Source organism: Rhodococcus sp. 1R11, assembly GCF_004563845.1.
Taxonomy (GTDB): Bacteria; Actinomycetota; Actinomycetes; order Mycobacteriales; family Mycobacteriaceae; genus Rhodococcoides.
This window is the reverse complement of sequence record NZ_SPNG01000023.1, coordinates 16,464-34,334: the sequence shown is the minus strand read 5'-3', so window position 1 is coordinate 34,334 and position 17,871 is coordinate 16,464. Positions and strand designations below refer to the sequence as shown.

Annotated in this window: 19 protein-coding genes; all 19 read left to right on the top strand. The window is 65.2% G+C overall.

All coding sequences use genetic code 11. The annotated features are described in order from the left end of the window. The first annotated feature begins 238 nt into the window (after positions 1 to 238). The 19 genes from E4P29_RS25555 to E4P29_RS25465 all read left to right on the top strand — a co-directional run bounded on the left by E4P29_RS25555 (position 239) and on the right by E4P29_RS25465 (position 17,870). Positions 239 to 436 carry a hypothetical protein gene (locus tag E4P29_RS25555; RefSeq protein ID WP_135048027.1) on the top strand — a complete coding sequence of 66 codons (198 nt, stop codon included), beginning with the start codon at positions 239 to 241 and terminating at the stop codon, positions 434 to 436. Positions 437 to 440: 4 nt separating this feature from the next. Beyond that, positions 441 to 917 carry a hypothetical protein gene (locus tag E4P29_RS25550; protein WP_135048025.1) on the top strand — a complete coding sequence of 159 codons (477 nt, stop codon included), beginning with the start codon at positions 441 to 443 and terminating at the stop codon, positions 915 to 917. After that, the gene (locus tag E4P29_RS25545; protein WP_245154497.1) at positions 892 to 2,676 is read left to right on the top strand and encodes a terminase; all 1,785 of its coding nucleotides are present in this window, start codon (positions 892 to 894) and stop codon (positions 2,674 to 2,676) included. Before E4P29_RS25550 ends, E4P29_RS25545 begins: the two co-directional genes overlap by 26 nt. Continuing rightward, positions 2,673 to 4,115 (top strand): phage portal protein, encoded by a 1,443-nt coding sequence (locus E4P29_RS25540; protein WP_135048023.1) that lies wholly within the window; start codon positions 2,673 to 2,675, stop codon positions 4,113 to 4,115. Before E4P29_RS25545 ends, E4P29_RS25540 begins: the two co-directional genes overlap by 4 nt. After that, positions 4,115 to 5,551: an ADP-ribosyltransferase gene (locus tag E4P29_RS25535; protein ID WP_135048022.1), complete on the top strand. Its 1,437-nt coding sequence runs from the start codon at positions 4,115 to 4,117 to the stop codon at positions 5,549 to 5,551. Before E4P29_RS25540 ends, E4P29_RS25535 begins: the two co-directional genes overlap by 1 nt. Next, a complete protein-coding gene (locus tag E4P29_RS25530) occupies positions 5,544 to 5,858 on the top strand; it encodes a hypothetical protein (RefSeq protein WP_135048020.1) in 315 nt (104 codons plus the stop codon). Before E4P29_RS25535 ends, E4P29_RS25530 begins: the two co-directional genes overlap by 8 nt. A gap of 154 nt (positions 5,859 to 6,012) precedes the next feature. Further along, positions 6,013 to 6,657 carry a hypothetical protein gene (locus E4P29_RS25525; protein ID WP_135048018.1) on the top strand — a complete coding sequence of 215 codons (645 nt, stop codon included), beginning with the start codon at positions 6,013 to 6,015 and terminating at the stop codon, positions 6,655 to 6,657. A gap of 23 nt (positions 6,658 to 6,680) precedes the next feature. Continuing rightward, positions 6,681 to 7,622 carry a phage major capsid protein gene (locus tag E4P29_RS25520; protein WP_135048016.1) on the top strand — a complete coding sequence of 314 codons (942 nt, stop codon included), beginning with the start codon at positions 6,681 to 6,683 and terminating at the stop codon, positions 7,620 to 7,622. A gap of 9 nt (positions 7,623 to 7,631) precedes the next feature. Continuing rightward, entirely contained in the window at positions 7,632 to 8,180 is a 549-nt protein-coding gene (locus E4P29_RS25515) for a hypothetical protein (protein ID WP_135048014.1), read from the top strand. 14 nt (positions 8,181 to 8,194) lie between these two features. Continuing rightward, positions 8,195 to 8,677, top strand: coding sequence for a hypothetical protein (locus tag E4P29_RS25510; RefSeq protein ID WP_135048012.1), 483 nt, complete (start codon positions 8,195 to 8,197; stop codon positions 8,675 to 8,677). Continuing rightward, positions 8,677 to 9,027 (top strand): hypothetical protein, encoded by a 351-nt coding sequence (locus tag E4P29_RS25505; protein ID WP_135048010.1) that lies wholly within the window; start codon positions 8,677 to 8,679, stop codon positions 9,025 to 9,027. The genes E4P29_RS25510 and E4P29_RS25505 overlap by 1 nt, the downstream gene beginning before the upstream one ends. Positions 9,028 to 9,030: 3 nt before the next feature. Further along, positions 9,031 to 9,282, top strand: coding sequence for a hypothetical protein (locus tag E4P29_RS25500; protein ID WP_135048008.1), 252 nt, complete (start codon positions 9,031 to 9,033; stop codon positions 9,280 to 9,282). Further along, positions 9,266 to 9,517 (top strand): hypothetical protein, encoded by a 252-nt coding sequence (locus E4P29_RS25495; RefSeq protein ID WP_094651761.1) that lies wholly within the window; start codon positions 9,266 to 9,268, stop codon positions 9,515 to 9,517. Before E4P29_RS25500 ends, E4P29_RS25495 begins: the two co-directional genes overlap by 17 nt. Beyond that, positions 9,514 to 9,924, top strand: coding sequence for a hypothetical protein (locus E4P29_RS25490; protein ID WP_135048006.1), 411 nt, complete (start codon positions 9,514 to 9,516; stop codon positions 9,922 to 9,924). Before E4P29_RS25495 ends, E4P29_RS25490 begins: the two co-directional genes overlap by 4 nt. Before the next feature lie 69 nt (positions 9,925 to 9,993). Beyond that, positions 9,994 to 10,896 carry a hypothetical protein gene (locus E4P29_RS25485; RefSeq protein WP_135048004.1) on the top strand — a complete coding sequence of 301 codons (903 nt, stop codon included), beginning with the start codon at positions 9,994 to 9,996 and terminating at the stop codon, positions 10,894 to 10,896. A gap of 129 nt (positions 10,897 to 11,025) precedes the next feature. Beyond that, positions 11,026 to 11,442, top strand: a complete 417-nt coding sequence (locus E4P29_RS25480) for a hypothetical protein (protein WP_135048002.1) — start codon at positions 11,026 to 11,028, stop codon at positions 11,440 to 11,442. Between the two features lie 137 nt (positions 11,443 to 11,579). Then, a complete protein-coding gene (locus E4P29_RS25475) occupies positions 11,580 to 11,912 on the top strand; it encodes a hypothetical protein (protein WP_135048000.1) in 333 nt (110 codons plus the stop codon). Between the two features lie 28 nt (positions 11,913 to 11,940). Next, on the top strand, positions 11,941 to 16,896 hold the full coding sequence (locus E4P29_RS25470; RefSeq protein WP_135047998.1) for a tape measure protein: 4,956 nt from the start codon (positions 11,941 to 11,943) through the stop codon (positions 16,894 to 16,896). Further along, positions 16,896 to 17,870: a hypothetical protein gene (locus E4P29_RS25465; protein ID WP_167735618.1), complete on the top strand. Its 975-nt coding sequence runs from the start codon at positions 16,896 to 16,898 to the stop codon at positions 17,868 to 17,870. The genes E4P29_RS25470 and E4P29_RS25465 overlap by 1 nt, the downstream gene beginning before the upstream one ends. Position 17,871 lies beyond the last annotated feature (1 nt).

Sequence of the window (17,871 nt, the reverse complement as noted above, 5' to 3'; positions counted from 1 at the left end):
ACAACACTCAAAACGGCGGAATCGGTGCAAGTAGCGCCTCGCATGAACCGTTCAGAAGTCGAGGGGGTAATTCAATGTTGAGCTGCTGCCAGTACTGCCTTTCGAGAGCCGAGAGCACGCCGCTCGCGCCGAAGGGCGCGGCCCGCTGTCCGGTCTGCGGGTCCGCTTACTCAGGTAAGCGCCGGGATACGGAATATCGAGTGCTTGTCGAATCGGGAGTACTCGGGGCGCACGACTGATGCGAGCACCTGAGCGCTTTCCGGGCATGATCAGCCGCGGCGATCTGGTGATCGATACGACCGAGCCGATGCGTAAGCGCGTCGTGTGGACGGTGCTTGCGATCGATCAGGACATGCTCTGGCTCAAAGATGCTGGCGCGTCGTTCCCGAAGTATCGGACGACGCATTCAGGGGATTGCTACATCGTCAGGGGGTGAGCTGGTGGGCGTTCGTGGTCCTACACCGAAGCGCTCGGACAATCGGGTGCGCCGCAACGTCACCGACGAGAACGGCGTCTCGACGAAGATGGCTCCGGCCGCGATCAACGTCAAGCCTCCGGCCGAGGATCGGGCGTGGCATCCGGTGATCAAGGGCTGGTATCGGTCGCTGAAGGAGTCGGGTCAGTCGGTGTTCTACGAGCCGTCGGATTGGCAGGCTGCGCGGTTCTTGGCGCACTACGCGTCGAAGGTGCTGCGCGCTGCCGAAGATACGACCGACCCGACGCCGTTGCGCGCCGCGTCGATCGGCCGAATCTGGTCCATGATGGGCGATCTCATGACCACGGAGACCTCTCGTCGTCGTGCTCGCGTGGAGCTGATTCGCCTCGGGCTCGAACCCGGCGACGGTGACACGGGCGGCGGTGACGAGCCAGGCACGGAGGTCGTGAACATCAATGACTTCCGGACTGCTTACGAATGAGGCTTTAGCGCTCGAACAGGCCGAAATTCCCCCGGGGTACTACCTGGGGCCGACCGAACGAGACATGGGCGCGTGGCTGACGCTGCCGTGGCCCGGAGATCATGCGCTGCCGTTCGCTCACCCGTCGCGTCTGGAGCTGCTGCCCCTCTCGGTGGGTCCACATCTGGTGCGGTGGGCCGAGCGGTGGTTGCAGCATCCGCTCACGGGCGGACCGTGGCGCTTCACAGTGGGCCAGCGGCGGTTCATGCACCTCTGGTACGCGATCGACGACGACGCTCGCAACCTGTACCGCTCAGGGGTCAAACGAGGCGCGAAGGGTACGGGTAAGGACCCGTTCGCGGCCGCGCTGGCTCTCTGTGAGCTGTGCGGGCCGGTCGAGGTCGCCGACATCGACGGATCGATCGTCAAGGCGAAGCGGCGACACTGGTCGCTGGTGCAGATCGGCGCGAACTCGCAGGATCAGGCCGCGAAGGTGCTGGCGGTCGCGAACGCGATGATTACCCCGCGGATGCGGCTCGCGTACGGGCTCGATCCGGGCATCACCCGGACGGCGATGAGCAACGGCAGCAAGATTGAGCTGCTCAAGGCCTCGGAGAAGTCGTCCGAGGGTGACCCGCCGACGGCGTTGTTCCTCAACGAGTCTCACCACATGCTCGCCTCGAACGGTGGCCACAAGATCGCCAACGTGGCGCGACGCAACGTCGGTAAGTCGCCGAAAGACATCGGTGCTCGACTGCTGGAGCTGACCAACGCGCACGCTCAGGGCGCAGACAGCGTCGCTGAGGGGTCGTACGACGCCTGGCAGACGCAGGTATCGGGCAAGACCCGCAAGCGAGACATCCTCTACGACTCTCGGGAAGCTCCACCGGGACTGAACATGTGGGACGACGAGCACGTTATGCGCGGACTGCGCGCGGCGTACTCGGATGCTCCGTGGTCGGACCTCGAACGGCTCCGGGACGAAGCGCAGGACACGCGCACGCCGGTCTCTGAGTCGATCCGCTACTACTTCAACGGCCTCGCGACTGCGGAGGACGCGTGGGTCGATCCGGTGAAGCTGAAAGAGCTGGCGCGGCCGACGTGGATCATCGAGCCCCGCGATCGGGTGGCGTTGTTTCTGGACTGCTCGAAATCCGGTGACGCGACGTGTATCAGCGGATGCAGGCTGTCCGACGGTCACGTGTTCTCACTCGGAGAGTGGTCACCGAAGCACGGCGAGAACCCGGAGGGCTGGCTCGCACCTCGCGAAGAGGTCGAGGCCACCTGCCGGGAGAACCTGCTCAAGCTCAACGTCGCGTGGTTCGGGATCGACCCGTCCCCGGCGATGGACGACGAGAAGGAAACCAGTTACTGGATGCCGATGATCGACGACATTCACCGCGACTTCCGACATCGGTTGCCCCTGTGGGCAACTCCAGGGGCAGGAGGGCACTCGGTGCTGTTCGACATGAGGCTGTCCCAGAAGGGCGCAAAGGAGCGCAACCAGCTGTTCACCGAGGCGGCGATGCAGACCGCGCAGGACATCGACGAGGACGGCACGTTCACCTTCGACGGTGACCCGATCGCTATGCGGCACGCGATCAACGCTCGACGCCGGCCGAATCGGTGGGGTGTCTCGGTTGGCAAGATCTCGCGCTCGTCGACCAAACGAATCGACTACGCGGTCACCATGATCGGTGCGCGCATGGGTCGCCGAATCGCATTGAACTCGAACAAGGTTGGTTCGGGTTCAGGAACAGGACGAGGTGGTGTGTTGTGACCGTCAGCCAGATCACCGCTCCGGACCTGTCCGGCCAGGAACACGCCTATCTCATGCGGATGCTGACTCAGCTGGACGCACGGCAGGCAACGAACAGGCGTCGTATCGAGTACTTCGGACGTGAGAAGCGGCTCCGCAAGTTCGGGTTCAGTGTTCCCCCGCAGCTGCGCAAGCTCGCCCCGATCCTGGGGTGGCCGGAGAAGGCCGTCACCGGTGCCGCGCTCCGGATCAACTGGGAAGAGTTCGTCGTACCCGGTAAACCGAAGGGGGACGACCGGATTCGCCGCATTGTCGACGACAATGCCCTCGAAGTGGAGATCCCGCAGGCTCACGTGTCTGCTCTGCAGCTCGGTCCTGCGTTTGCGTTCGTGACCGCGGGCGACCCCAGCCGCAACGAACCTGCCGGGATGATCTCGTACCGGTCGGCGCAGACCGCGACGGCGCTGTGGGACAGGCGGAGCCGCAGGGCCATCGCGGGCCTGTCGATCGTCGATTGGTCTGACACCGGTCAGCCCGCGGTGATGAACATGTACCTGCCGCGCGTGGTGATCACGCTGACTCGCATGAACTCCGGGTGGAAGGTCACCAGGGTCGGCCACCCGATCAACGAGGCACTCGTGACGCCCCTGGTGCATGACCCGTACCTTGATCGTGAGTTCGGGTCGTCGCGCATCACGCAGACAGTGATGGATCTGACGGACATGGCGGCACGCACGATGCTTCGCGCCGAGGTGTCGGGCGAGTTCTTCTCGTCGCCGCAGCGCTACTTTCTCGACCTCACTCGTCAGCAGTACGACCGCATCGTCGAGGCAGGCGGGTGGCAGTCGATTCTGGGCAGCGTGTTCGCGACCGAGGTCGACGACTCGGTGCAGCCGAATCCGAACGGTGGGCAGTCCAAGGTCGGGCAGTTCCCGCAGCAGTCGCAGGAGCCGCACATTGCGCAGTTGCGCTCGATTGCAACGATGTTCGCCTCCGAGACGTCCCTGCCCCTCAATTCGCTGGGAATCGTCCAGGACAATCCTGCGTCGGCGGAGGCGATCCAGGAGGCCAAGGGCGACATGATCGGTATCGCAGAGCGTGCGTGCAAGGTGTTCGACTTCGGCCACCGTCGGACGATCCGACAAGCGCTCATGGTCGCCGAGGGTCTATCGCAGGTGCCGGACGATCTGCTCGGTATGCGGTCTCGTTGGACAAACCCGGCGACGCCGACACTGGCCGCTCGCAGTCAGGCTGTCGTCGAGCAGGTCCGAGAGGGCATTCTGCCTCCGCACGATGCGGTCACGTACGAGCTGCTCGGCTACGACCAGATCACCATCGATCGTCTCGTCGAAGCATGGGGCAAAGCGCCGTCGGATGCTCAGCGACTCGCTGACGCTCTGTCACGGCAGACGCAGCCCACATTGCCCCCTGGCGGCGCTAGAACAGCGCTCACGGCCTGATGGCCGAGACGCGGCTCGGTGCGGCTCTGACGGACGCTCACCGGATCGCGCAGGTACAGCTCTCCGGCGAGGCGGTCGCTGCATCGCGATTGCTCTTCTCGACTCTCGATCCCAGCGACGTAGCGGGCACCAAGCCCGAGTGGATGGTGTTGCAGATGACGCTGATGAAGTACTACGACGAGAAATCGGCCGGCCTCGCCGAGTCGTATCTGTCTGAGTACCGCAGCGCGGAGCTCGGAACCTCGGTGGGGCCGGTCGCTGGTGTCGAGGACTTCGACGCAGAGCGGGTGGCTCGGTCGATGGACGCGATGGGACCCGGAAAGCTCGTGCAGTACTCGGGTCCCGACGTCGAGCGGCTGGGCGCTCGCTCGGCCGCGTTGGTGTCGGACAAAGCATTCCCGCGACTCGCGGGCGCTGTCCGACGTCATGTGCTCGGTGGCGGGCGGCGCACTCTCGCCGAGTCCGCGCGGCGCGACAAGCGCTCCGGTGGCTGGCGGAGGGTCTCGGACGGTAAGCCGTGCGCGTTCTGCGCGATGCTCGTCACCCGCGGCCCGGTCTACTTCTCGGAGGAGACCGCGCTCGGGATGCGCAGTTACCACGACGACTGCGGCTGCGGTGCCGAGATCGTCTACGGCACCTGGACTCCGACGAAGCTCGAGCAGCAATTCATCGACGCGTACGACGACGCTGCGGACTCGGCTTCGGCCGGTGATGGTATCCGGGTAGCCCCGACGGCGAGCGATCCTCGCGACACGGTGCTGCATCGGATGCGCCGCAACGACGCCGAGCTGTTCAGCGATTCGGTGATCCCGAAGCCGCAGCCGTCGATCGTCGCGGCACGGACTCTGACCGAGGACGACGGCCGGGCGCTCGGCAAGCGAGTGTGGTTCGACTTCGCTGACAACGTCGAACCTGCTGACGCGCAGATGGTTCGGATCTACACCGGCAACTCGTACGGCGCGATCAACGGTGCCCTGCGAGAGGGTGACTTCGCGTATCTGTCGCCCAATCAGCGCGACTCGATCGAGGCTCTCGACCGGGTGATCGACGCCGCGCCGCGTGTGCCGGAGAAGATCACGGTTTCGCGTGCGGTCGGCGCGGACGTTTTCGGGCTGAACAAGGACTCGGATCTGTCGACGGTGCTCGGTGTTCCGTTCCGTGACGATGCGTTCGTCTCGACGGCGTTGCAGTCCAAGCTCACCTATCTCGAACGCAACGAGGTCGAGCTGCGGCTCGATGTGCCTGCCGGAACTCAGGGCCTGTATGTCTCGGCGCACGAGCGCGGTGACAAGTCGCTCGCGGTGTTCGGGCCCGAGGAGAATGAACTCATCCTCGGTCGTGGTATCGAGTACGAGTTCGACGACGCGTTCGTCGAAGACGGCAAGCGTGTGCTCGTCGGTCGAATTCTGCGGCAGAACGGAGTCACTCGTGGGTAGTCTCAGCGACCCGTCGAACTTCGGTGCCAAACCGGTCGATCCGCTCGCCTACCGCTATTACGGCGGCGAGAGGGTCGGCACGGGCCGGTGGGCGCTCATTTCGGGTCTCGGAATGCTGTGGACCGACGATGCCTCCGCATTGCAGCTGTCGCGTATCGACGGAGCGGATCTGGTGGCCGCGAATGCACTCCGAAAGCTGCTCCACACCCTCGCCCGCGACGGCGTCACTGCCACAGCGGCATTCGACTCGATCGTCGCTGATCGCGACGTCACGGTAACCAGCGGAGATCTCAGCACTCTCCGATAGGTGCTGATCGATTCAGCGTCCCATTCTCCCCAGCCGGTGAACTACTCCGCGGCTGGGTTCGCTCACGGTCGGCGACAACAGACCGGCATCTCGCCCACGGCCAGCGATCAATGGCCGGACTTTGCCGACGGGCTCACGGAAAGAAGGAATCACGATGGGGAACAACACTCTTGCAGGCTCGACACCTCGCGCTCGACTCGTTCGCGGCGTTGCGCCGCAGTGGTCGCAGCAACCACGACAGCAGCAGTTCGGGACCGATGAAGGCGGCGCTGCTGGCGGCGCTGGCGGCGGTGAAGGTGGAGAGGGCGGCAAGAGCGGTGAGGCTGCGGGTGCTGCTGGTGGTGCGGGCAGTGGTGGTGAAGGCGGCAAGGCGACCGAGTACACGCCACCTGCCTCTCAGGCCGACCTGGACAAGATCATCCAGGAGCGGATCGAGCGGGCGAAGAAACCGTTCGCCGACTACGACCAGCAGAAGGCCGACGCCGAGAAGTGGCGACAGGCCGAGAAGGAGAAGTTGCCGGCCGAACAGCGAAACGCGCAGGAGATCGAGGAACTCCGACGCGAGAACGAGACGTTGAGGTCGGCGCAGCTCCGGTCGGACGTCGCAACGGCCAAAGGCATTCCTGCACAGCTGCTCTCCGGCTCCACCAAGGAAGAACTCGAAGCACACGCAGATGCACTGCTCGCGTTCCGAGGCCCGGTGGCCGGTAGTCCCCTCGTGAACAACGAGAACGCCGGTAATTCCGGCTCCGGCAAGACCAATTCCACAGACTGGCTCGGCGACGCACTGCGCGCCTAGCCGTAACCGAAAGGAACACCCCCATGGCGGGTTACAACAACATCCAAGGGCGCGCTGACATCGCCGAAGCGCACATGCCCGATCAGGTCATCCCCGAAATCATCCAGACGGCCGCGCAGTCGTCGGTGATCCTCGGCCGAGCGCGGCGCATTCCGCTGTCGAAGAAGAAGGCCAAGCAGCCGGTACTGGCGAGCCTCCCCGACGCCTACTGGGTCAACGGCGACACCGGTCTGAAGCAGACCACGAAGATGGGTTGGGACGATGTGTACATCACGGCCGAGGAACTGGCCGCGATCGTGCCCATTCCCGACGCACTGATCGACGACGCCGACATCCCGATTTGGGACCAGGTCAAGCCCCTGCTCGCCGAGGCCATCGGCCTCGCGATCGACCGGGCCGCGATGATGGGCATCAGCAAGCCCGACACCTGGCCGACGGCCATCATCCCCGGCGCAATCGCCGCGGGCAACGTCGTCGAGGAAGGCACCGGTGTCGACCTCGGTGTCGACGTATCCGTACTCGGCCAAAAGGTCGCCACCGACGGCTTCGGCATCAATGGGTTCGCCTCCGAGCCGGGTCTGAACTGGCGACTGGTCGGGCTGCGCAACGCGCAGGGCAACCCCATCTTTTCGCCGTCCATGGCGCAGGGGCAGCCCTCCACTCTGTACGGCTACCCCCTCAACGAGGTCACCAACGGCTCGTGGGACCCCGCGATCGCCACGCTGCTCGGCGCGGACTGGAGCAAGTTCGTTGTCGGTGTGCGCCAGGACATCACGTACGACCTGTTCAAGGAAGGCGTCATCTCCGACTCCGAAGGCAAGGTCGTGCTGAACCTGATGCAGCAGGACACTAAGGCGCTCCGTGTGGTCATGCGCGTCGGTTTCCAAGTCCAGAACCCCATGACCCGACTCAACAAGGTCGACGCCACCCGCTACCCCGCGGGCGTCCTCGTACCTGCCGCCTAGGAGGCACTGATGGCTGTCTACATCGATCCGGACGGCAACGAGGTCGTCGTCACCCAGAAGGCGGGCAGGCGCTCGCTGGAACGGTTGGGCTACACGCTGATCGAGGCCGATCCGGAGGACTGGGACGTCGCGGAGCAACCGCCCGTCCTGACTCCGCCTGGATCTGCTCCGGAGGCTCGGTACACCGACGTGCTCACCCGCGACGATCTGCACGGCACACCGCCCGCAGCGCCGGTCGTCAACGACCCGCCCGCAGCGGTCGTCAACGACCCGGCCGAGCGCGGCGATCTCGGCGGCGGTGTCGTCGAGACCGAGCAGGCACCACTCGGGGTGAAACTCGAACCCGACGCGCAGCCGTCGGGCGAGCCCGCCCCGTGGGTCGCCGAGGCGGAGCAGGCCGCGGCCGAACTCGACGAGGCCCCGGTTGATGCCGAACCGGTTGCGCCGCAGCCGGAACCGGGAGTGGAGCCAGAGCCGGAGCCGGACCCTGAGCCGAAGCCTGCTCCGGCGAAGCGCACGGGCGGGCGTCGTGGCAGCAAGGCTGCCTCGGACGACTAGAGCGGAGGCTGACTGTGGCTGACGACGACTCGAACCCGACGTACGCCACCCCGGTCTACGTGCTCGATCGGTGGATCGGCTCGGACAAGCCCACGTCGATCGAGCTGGTGCAGTTCTGGCTCACCGAGGCCGAGGATCTGCTGTTCTCCGATCGCGAGTTGGCCGATCTGGAGCAGCGTCTCACCGTGGACGTCAGCGGCAAGCTGGCGAAGCTGGTGATGATCGCCGAACGGCGGATGGTGACTCGGGCGATGAAGAACCCGGACAACATTCGTCAGACCAACTCCACGACCGGTCCGTTCACCGACAGCAACACGTTGGCGACGGAGACGTTCACCGGGCTCGAAGTCACTGCGTCCGAACGAGATCTGCTGTCCTCGTCGTCGGGGTCGCGTGCTGGTACTGCCAGCACGCTTCCGCACGACGTACCCGCACACCCACTGGCCGGGGCATGGGTCAATGGCCCCGGTCAGTGGGCACCAGGGGAGCAGGACTGATGGGCAGGTTCCGGCACCCGATCACGGTCGTCGCCTACGAGCCGGTTGTCACCGGGCGTAATGCGCACGGCGGCGAGATCGTCGGGTACCCCGACGTCGGCGAGGACATCGACGATTGCGGATTCGCTCCGCTGCCGCAGTCGGAGGAGTCGCGAGAGCAGTTCCGCGACAAGGTCATCGACTACGCCCACCTGTGGGGTCCGTTCGATGCTCGGATCGAGCGGGGCTGGAAAGTCGACGTACCGGGATACGGATCGTTCATTGTCTCCGACAAGGTGGAGCGGTGGAAGAACCCACACAACGGCCGTGAGCCCGGTTTCGAGGCGCACCTGAAAGATGTGGAGGGATAACCGATGTCGAATGGCGATCAGCTCGTCCCGCCACAGGGTCCGCGCCAGCAGCTGTTGGTGATGCACGCGCAGGGCGAAAAGCGGTACGACACTCGCAACTTCACTGTCGACGACAAGTCGGCTGTGCTGCTGGTGTTGACCGACGACCCGCCCGGCCGCGCCCAGACGCTTGCGGCGTTCAACCGCGAGTTCTGGATCGCGGCGATGTTCGTCGATGCGGTCGAGGAGGTGACTCCCGATGCCGAGAGGCGGTGAGTTCGTACCTCACCCCGGCGCGTACGGCGAGATCCTGTCCTCGCCCGGTGTGCGCGACATGATCGACGGCGCGGCCGCAAGTGCGGCGCGGCGAGCCGGTTCGGGATTCGACTGGAATTCCCGGCAAGGCACACGGCGGTGGCGAGCCATCGTGTACCCGGCGACGCACAGCGCTCGCGCACGCAATGCTCGGGACAACAGTCTGATTGTCGCTCTGAATGCGACGTCGGTGTGAGCGCCCTGGTGGTGCCTCACCCCGCTCAGGCGGTGGCGATCACGGCGGTGACGGAGAGGTTGCCGGCCGAATATGCCTCCGCCTGGGTTGCGGGTGAGATCCCGAACAAGCGCCGGCCACTGATGGTGCGGATCACCCGCACTCCGGGTGGCGGTGTTCCGCACCATGGCTCGACCGATCACGCCAATTACATCGTCGAGTGTTGGGCAGCCGATGAGCCTGCGGCCGAACGGTTCTCGAACTACATTGGCGCGCTCTGGCGTTCGCTGCCCGGTCAGTGGGCCGCGGGTGCGTTCATCCGATATTCCAAGTGCACGGCCGCGTACTCGTGGCCGGACCCCGACCAGTCCCGTCACGATCAAGCCCGGTGGCAGTTCACCGCGGAGCTGGACATCAAGGTCGATTGACTCGACTCGCTCGATTCTCTTCCCTCTTTCACGTGGCCCGGTGCAACGACGCCTGAAAGGGACCTGATTATGGTCAACGTTCGCAATTCTTTCGTAGCAACACCTCCCATCGACGGCGGTGTCGTCCACTCCGCGGCACTCGGTGAAGCGGAATTCCCCGAGACCGCGCTCACCGCGCTCGACCCGATTTTCAAGGCCAATGACCACGGCGCGCTGAGCGACAGTGGTCTTTCGCTCAACAAGGCGCGATCGACCCAGAAGGTCCGCATGTTCGGCGGTGCGACGTTCCGCGAGCCGCAGACCGAGTACGACGAGACTCTGACGTTCGCGTTCCTCGAGGACGACAACATCGCTGTTCTCAACAGCGTGTTCGGAGAGGCCAACGTCGAAGTCGAGGTGGCCACGGTCAACGGCCAGCACAAGACGATCTACCACACCTCGGAGCAGCTGCCGATCCGCCACTGGATCGCTACCGTGATCGACGGTGTCAAGACCAAGCGGTACCTGATCGAGCACGGTCAGGTCACCACCACGGCCGAGGTGGTCGACGTGCACTCGAATGTCACCACCCACCAGGTCACGCTCACCACGTACGCCTCGACGAACCCGGACTTCAAGGGCGCGCACGTCGTGGAGCTCCGGCACGACGGCTCGATCGTCGCGGTCGCGGGCGGAAACCTGGTGCAGGGGATGCAGCTGCGCGCTGCGCCGGTCGGCGAGGACGGCGAGCCGGTCGCTCTCGACGAATCCGACACCGCGACCACGTCGGACACCGGCGAGGTCACGGCAACGGCCGACTCCGACGCTGCTTTGACTGCGGAGAAGGTTGCGACCGGCAGTGCTCAGGCTGCGTCGGTCGATCCCGCTGTGGCCGAGCCCGATTCGACGTCGAGCGCTGCCGCGCCGACGACCACGACCGCTACTGCTCCGAAGACGACGACGGCGAAGTCCACCTCGACGTCGAGCAAGTAGCCCGACTCACCCGGCAGGGGTGATCAGTCATCCCTTGCACCGGGCCTGCCCCTGTCGGGTGGGACCTAGTACGGGCTCGGTGCCCCCAATTTTCCGCTGTTCACAATCGATCGAGAGGCCTGGTGCACCATGGCATTTCAGTACACACCCAACAAGATTCCGATGTTCCCAGTGGAGATTTTCCGCGACGGCGTCAAAAAGCCTGTCGTGTTCGAGATCCCGTTCCTCGGGTACGTCGCTCCGGAGATTCACGAGGAAGTCGACAGGGTCATCACCGACCGCATTTTCGAGGTACAGAAGGTCCGCGACGAGCGCAACAAGAATCGTGAGCCGCTGCCGGAGATGGACAAGAGGATTCAGTACCCTCGCCAGACCGATGTGATGCAGGAGCTGTTCAAGCGACTCAACCCGGACTTGGCGGAGGAGACGGCGGCGTGGCCGATCACCCCGCTCAACGAGCTGTGGGATCAGTGGGAGAAGGCGTCCCTTCCGGCTGACCTGGAAAAATCCGAAGCCTCCGAGCCCTCCTCCGACGAGAAGGCGTAGCGGGGGCGATTCGCTCCGATCTGCTCCGAGCGGGCAGGTCACTCGACGAGGTCGGCCGCACGCTGTCGTGGGCCGACCTCGACGCATTTCTACAGAACCCCATCGGTATCACCGCTTACGGACTGCTCGACGATCCGATGGCCAAGTTCGACGACCCGGTCATCGAGCGGCTGACGTCGATCGAGGATTGGCTCGAGACGCTGCACTGGCGTGAGATCGGGTCTCCGGACAATCACACACCGCTCGGTGCCCGTGGCTGGCATCGGCGCGTCCAGATGGCAGGCAAGGCCGATCAGGACGCGCCGAAAAAGCCGAGCGGCAACGATATTCGTGCCGAGATCGAGCGCCGGGAGCAGCAGCACGCGGACGGCGTGGTGCCCATTACCGAGGCCAAGAGCGCCCGCAAGGGCAACCCAAAAGCGGCGGCGATCCGAGCCGAGCTGAACCGTCGAATCGCAGCAGCGCAATAACGAGTCCTACTGAAGGGGGCGAATCCCATTGACCGAGCTGGGCGTTGGATACATCAGCATCGTGGGCGAGACGTCCAAGCTCGGCCCCTCGATCTCGTCGGCTCTGAACTCCGCGCAGGCGGGAGCAGAGAAGTCCGGTCAGGGAATGGGATCGAAGCTCGCCCGCGGTCTCGGCGCATCGCTCAAAGTCGGTGCGCTGGCGGCCGGTTCGGTGGCTGGCGCGGTCATCGGCACCGCTCTGACTCAGGGTATGGGCCGTCTGGTCGCGATCGACGACGCCAAGGGCAAGCTCTCCGGTCTCGGACACGATGCACAGTCGGTGGCCACGATCATGGATTCGGCACTCGCGTCGGTCAAGGGCACCGCTTACGGCCTCGGCGACGCAGCGACCATCGCAGCGTCCGCTGTGGCTGCCGGTATCAAGCCCGGCGAGGAACTGCAGAAGTACCTCTCATTGACCGGTGACGCGGCGACGATCGCCGGTACCTCTCTCGAAGAGATGGGTTCGGTCTTTAACAAGGTGCAGTCCTCAGGGACGGCCTTCACCGACAACCTGAATCAGTTGTCCGACCGCGGTATTCCGATCTTCCAGTGGCTCCAGGACGAGTACGGCGTGTCGTCCGAGGCGCTGTCGAAGATGGTCAAGGCCGGAGAGGTCGACTCGGCGACGTTCAAAAAGGTCATCGAGGAGAACATCGGGGGCGCTGCTCTCGAATCCGGTAAGACGCTGCGTGGTTCGTACGAGAACACCAAGGCTGCGCTCGGCCGCGCGGGCGCGAACGCGATCGAGCCGTTCCTGCCGATGATCAAGGATGGCCTGAAGCAGGTCACCTCGTTCGCCGACAAGATCGCGCCACAGGTCCAGGTCGGGGCGAAGGCCGCAGCCGAGGGCCTGTCGCAGATGGGGTCCGCGTTCATCTCGTCCGGCGAGTCGATCGAGGGCTCCGGAACGAAGATGGAGCGGCTCGGGGCCCGGCTGCGGATGATCACCGACGGTGTGCAGGGCGTGTGGTCGATCCTGGCGAAGGGTGACTTCGCGGGATCGAAGATGACGTTCGGGCTCGACGAGGATTCGAAGGCTGTCGACGTCCTGTTCGATATTCGCGACGGCGCTATTTCGGCGTACGACGCTGTGTCCCGGTTCTTCTCGGGCTCGGCGGGCGAGCAGGTGGCGTCGACGTTCGATGCGATCCAGTCGGCCGGCGAATCGGCGTCGACGTCGATCGACGAGGTCGGCAGTGTGTCCGACCGCGTCGGCGGCATGGTCGACAAGCTCACCTCGGCTGCGGGATCTCTTGGTGGTTCGCTGATCGGTCTGGGCGGCGACACGGCGACTGTCGTCGCGTCCGGTGTCAACGTGCTCGGGTCTGTGATGGGCTTCGCGGCTGACAACGCCGACCTGCTCGGTGTCGCGCTCGGCGGTGTCGCGGTGTCGATGGCGGCGGCGCAGGTCGTCGAGACCGGCTATCAGGCCGCACGTATCGCCAACGCGATCATGATGCCCGCGCAGATCGCGGCGCAGATGGCGCTGACGAACGCGCTGATCAATCACACGGCCGCGTTGCGGGCGGATATCGCTGCCAACGGTGCTGCGGTACCGGCCGAACGCCTCGGGCTCGCGGCACGCCTGCAGTCCGCCGTGGCAACGCGATCGCAGGCTTTGGCCTCTGGTGTACGCACAGCAGCTCTACGCGGCGAGACGACGGCCCTGGGTGCCTTCGCTGCCGCACAACGCACAGCGGCAGCATCGTCGACCGGTTTGGCTGGTGCCGCCCGATCCTCGGTCGCCGGTGTCGCCACACTCGGTGCTCGCGCTCAGGGCGTGGCAACCGGTGGGCTCTCAGCACTGCGCACAGGCGCGGGCAAGGTGTCCTCGTTCCTCGGTGGCGGCGGCGGATTCATGATCGGAATCGCGGCTGCTATCGGCGGCGTGATGGCGTTCAACTCGTCGTCGGACAAGATGTCCGAGGGCCTCGACGCCACTCGGTCCGCAGCCTCGAATTTCTCGAAGTCGATGGTCACGTTCCGCGAGGGCCTCGACGACGCGTTCGGTGAGTCCGGCGGTGTAGCTGACAAGGGCGTCAAGTCCGTCGTCACCGCTCAGATCGAGAAGATCGACGAAGAACTCGACGCGGCCGCGGATCGTCTACCGGGCAAGTGGGACAAGACGGTTGCGTTCTTCCAGGAGTCGTTCAGCTTCGGCCAGGGCAACCAGATCGGCGACCTCATGGAGGTCGGCGACTCAGCGCAGCAGGCGGAGCGAGCGAAGGCTGCGCTCGACAAGCTCGGGCTCAGCAACCGCGATCTCGCGGCCGGTGTCACCGGCAGTGGTGCGGCGTGGCGTGACCTCGATCAGAAGTTGCGATCGGCCGGTGGGTCGAGCAACGGCCTGGTGGAGAAGTACTCGGCAATGCGTCGAGAACTTGTCGAGTCGCAGTCCTCGGCCAGTCAGGTCAAGGATGCGTTCGCCGACATCGCGACCAGCTCGGTCGGCGCGGCCGGTGGCGTCGATTCGCTGACGAGTGCGATGGGCCGGTTCCGCGGCGACCAGATGACGGCCGAGGAAACGCAGAAGCGGGTCAACGATGCGCTGCGCGGATTCACCGAGGCGTCGGCCGAAGGTGCTGCGGCAGTGGACGAGACGTCCGGCAAGATCGACACCACTACAGCGGCCGGTTCGCGCCTGTTCGACGCGATGAAGTCGGTCCAGGGTGCGTTTGACCAGGCCGGTGCGCAGGCGGCGCAGTCGGCGACCGAGCAGAAGCTCTCGGCCGAGGACGCGGCCGTTGCCGTCGAGCTGGCGGGTATGAAGGTCCGCGACGAGTTCATCCGGCAGCGTGTCGAGGCGGGTTGGACCGAACAACGCGCGATCGCTCTCGCGGACGCGTACGGCCTGATCCCGATGGACAAGACCACCACGGTCAAGATGATCGGCGATGACCAGATCCTCACCCGGATCGGTGTCATCCAAGGTGCGCTCGACAACCTCTCTCGCACAACGCCGATCATCAACGCACCGCAGCCGAACATTCCGGTTCCCGGAGGCATCCCGTTACCGGGCCGTGCGTCGGGTGGGCGGATGCCGACGACGGGGCCGGGTACCGACAGGACCGATGGGTTCCTCGGAGTTTCCAGCGCGGGTGCTCCGATCGTGCGCGTCGACGCGGGCGAGTGGGTCGTCAACGAACGCTCGTCGGACAAGTACGACCGCGAGCTGGCTCAGATCAATGCCGGCACTTTCCCGAAGCTGCCGGGCTACGAAGACGGTGGCCGGGTCGGTGTGAAGACCCAGCAAGAGCTGCTCGACTTCGTCAACGGTAGCGAGAGCCAACCGTTGACCGGGGCGACGTACGACTGGGCGGGCGTCAAGTGGGGCGATTGTTCGGGAGCGATGTCGGCGATCGCGCGATTCGCTGTCGGTCTGCCTGCGTTCGCGGATCGGTTCGCGACGGCGACGATGGGTGCGGCGCTGTCTGCACTCGGATTCCTCACTGGCCGTGGCGGTCCGAACGATCTTCGGATGGGCTGGCGCAACGGCGGTCCCGGTGGCGGTCACGCGCTGGGCACCCTGCCCGGTGGCACGAACGTCGAGATGGGCGGCTCGTACGGCGGCGGCATGGTCGGCGGTGTCGACGGAGCAGATGCGGCCGAGAACACCGACTTCGCGTACCTGCCGATCCCCGGTGGTGCCGGTCCGTCGTCCGGGTCGCTCTCGCGCAGCAGCAGCACTAGCAGCTCGCGTAAGCGTCCGGAGTGGACCGACAAGCAACAGCTGCAGCTCGAGGAGGCAGCGATCGCGATCACTCGCGCCGAGGAGGCGCGGGCGAAGGTCGAGGCCGAGTTTGCCGAGGGTAAGAAGTCCGAGGCCGATCTCGACATGGCCAACAAGAAAGTCGAGATCGCGCAGCAGAAGGTCACCGATCTTCAGGCAAAGAAGGATGAGGTGGCGTCGTGGGTGGCCGAGGGTCCTGCTCCGCAGGCTCCGGAGCTGTCGCGCTCGTTCTCGGATGCGGAGAACGAGCGGATCGACGCTCAGGTGGCCCTCGATTCGGCGAACACTCGCCGTAACGAGGTCTACGACGATCCGGACGCCACCGATGCCGAGAAGCTCAAGGCTGACGCCGAACTGGACAAGGCCCGTAAGGCTCTCGCGCTCGCGGGGACGAAGACCGAGTCCGAGTCGGGTGACACCCCGTCGTCATGGTCGGATCTCGCGGGCTCGTTCGCTCGGGACTTCATCTCCGGTCAGGTCGAGGAGGCCCTCGGCGTCCTCGGTATCCCGAACGAGCTGCCGTCTGCGGTCAAAGCCGCTCAGATGCTCGGTAAGGCCTTGGCCGATCGCGATGCGCTCGGTATGCCCTCGGAGTTGCCGTCGTCGATCGGTGCGTCGACTGCGGGGTCGCCGACGCAGCAGCAGATGCTGGCGGACTCCCCGGTGGTCTACGACCCGTCCAAGGGACCTGAGCAGTGGGTGCCGGTGGTCGACGAGGCGCTGCGGCGCGCGGGGTCGGCGCTGTCGACGACGGCGCGCACGGTCGAGCAGATCGGGGCTCGGTCGGGCGGCGATCCGGCGAACCTGTGGGCGCTCTCGAACGAGGCGTTCGCGGCGAACCGTGATCCGTCGCTGCCGAACGATCCGCAGTTGCCGCTGTCGAATCTGGTGGCGGGTCTGCGGGCGACGAAGGGTGTGCGTGCCTACCACTCCGGTGGTGACGTCACCGGTCCGAGTGGCCGAGATCAGGTTCCGGCTCTGCTCGAAGCGAAGGAGTACGTGGTCAATTCTCGATCGGCGAATGCGGCGGACAACCCGGCCATCCTCCGAGCGATGAACTCGGGCACTGACTTCCGTCTCGGTCAGCAGCCATCGGCCCCTGAGCGTCCGTCGCCGATTTTCAACATCTACGCAGCTGATCAGGACGACGCAATTCGCAGGTGGAAGGTGGCGGAAATGGTGGCTTCGGCTGCGGCATGGGGGACCCTCTGATGACGGCGCAGGATCTGATCAAGCTGGAATGGCACGGTCACGACGGCTCGGTGTGGCCGCTGTCCGGGGAAGGGGTGATGCCGGGGATCTCCCCGGTGTCACTCGGTCTCAGCCCCAAGGGGATCTGGGAGACGCCGCGTTCGACGATCTGGTCGCAGGGCGCATTCCAACAGTCGGCCACGTTCGACGGCGACAAGGTCGACATGATGACGGCCGTCCTCCGGGTCGACTTCGCGTCGACGACCGAGATGACTGTCCAGCAGGTCTATTCGCGGTTTCGGCGGGCGTGGTCGACGAGCAAGCAAGGAACGCTCGTCGCCACGACCGGCGAGGGAATTCGTAAGCTGAAACTCCAGCTGATCGAAAACCTATCGTATGAACCGGAATTCGATCCGAACTTCAACGGCTGGGGATTCGTGGTCATCCAGGCGCGGCCGACGTGGCCGTTCTGGGTCGAGGACGATGTGTACGACCTGTTCAAGGCATCGGCCGAGAACCGGGTGAACCTGACTACGCCGATCGTTCTGCCGAATGGCAACGGCGGCACCACCTCGTATTCGGTGGTGTACCGCGAGACGGTGCGGCTGTCTAATCCGACTGACTGGCCGAGCTTCCTGAAATGGACGATCGACAACCCGGCATCCGGATCGACAGTGCGCGTGCAGATCCCGGATCTTTCCTGGGAGACAGATCCGGAGGAGGACGACTACGAATTCCGTAATCGTGCGATCTGGGTTCCCTCGCTCGCTCCGGGCGAGAACCTCGTGATCGACACCTATCCGGATCACGAGACGTGGCGGTCGAACATCAACCCGATGTTCGTCGGGCGTTCTGCCGGAGTGGAATTCGACTTCCCGATACCCGAGGACACCAACGAGCCCGTCGACGTGCCGATCACGGCGACGGCGCTCGGTGTCTCGGTCATGGTCACGATGCGGCGCAACTGGTCGTCGATGCTCGGAGGGTGGGTCTGAT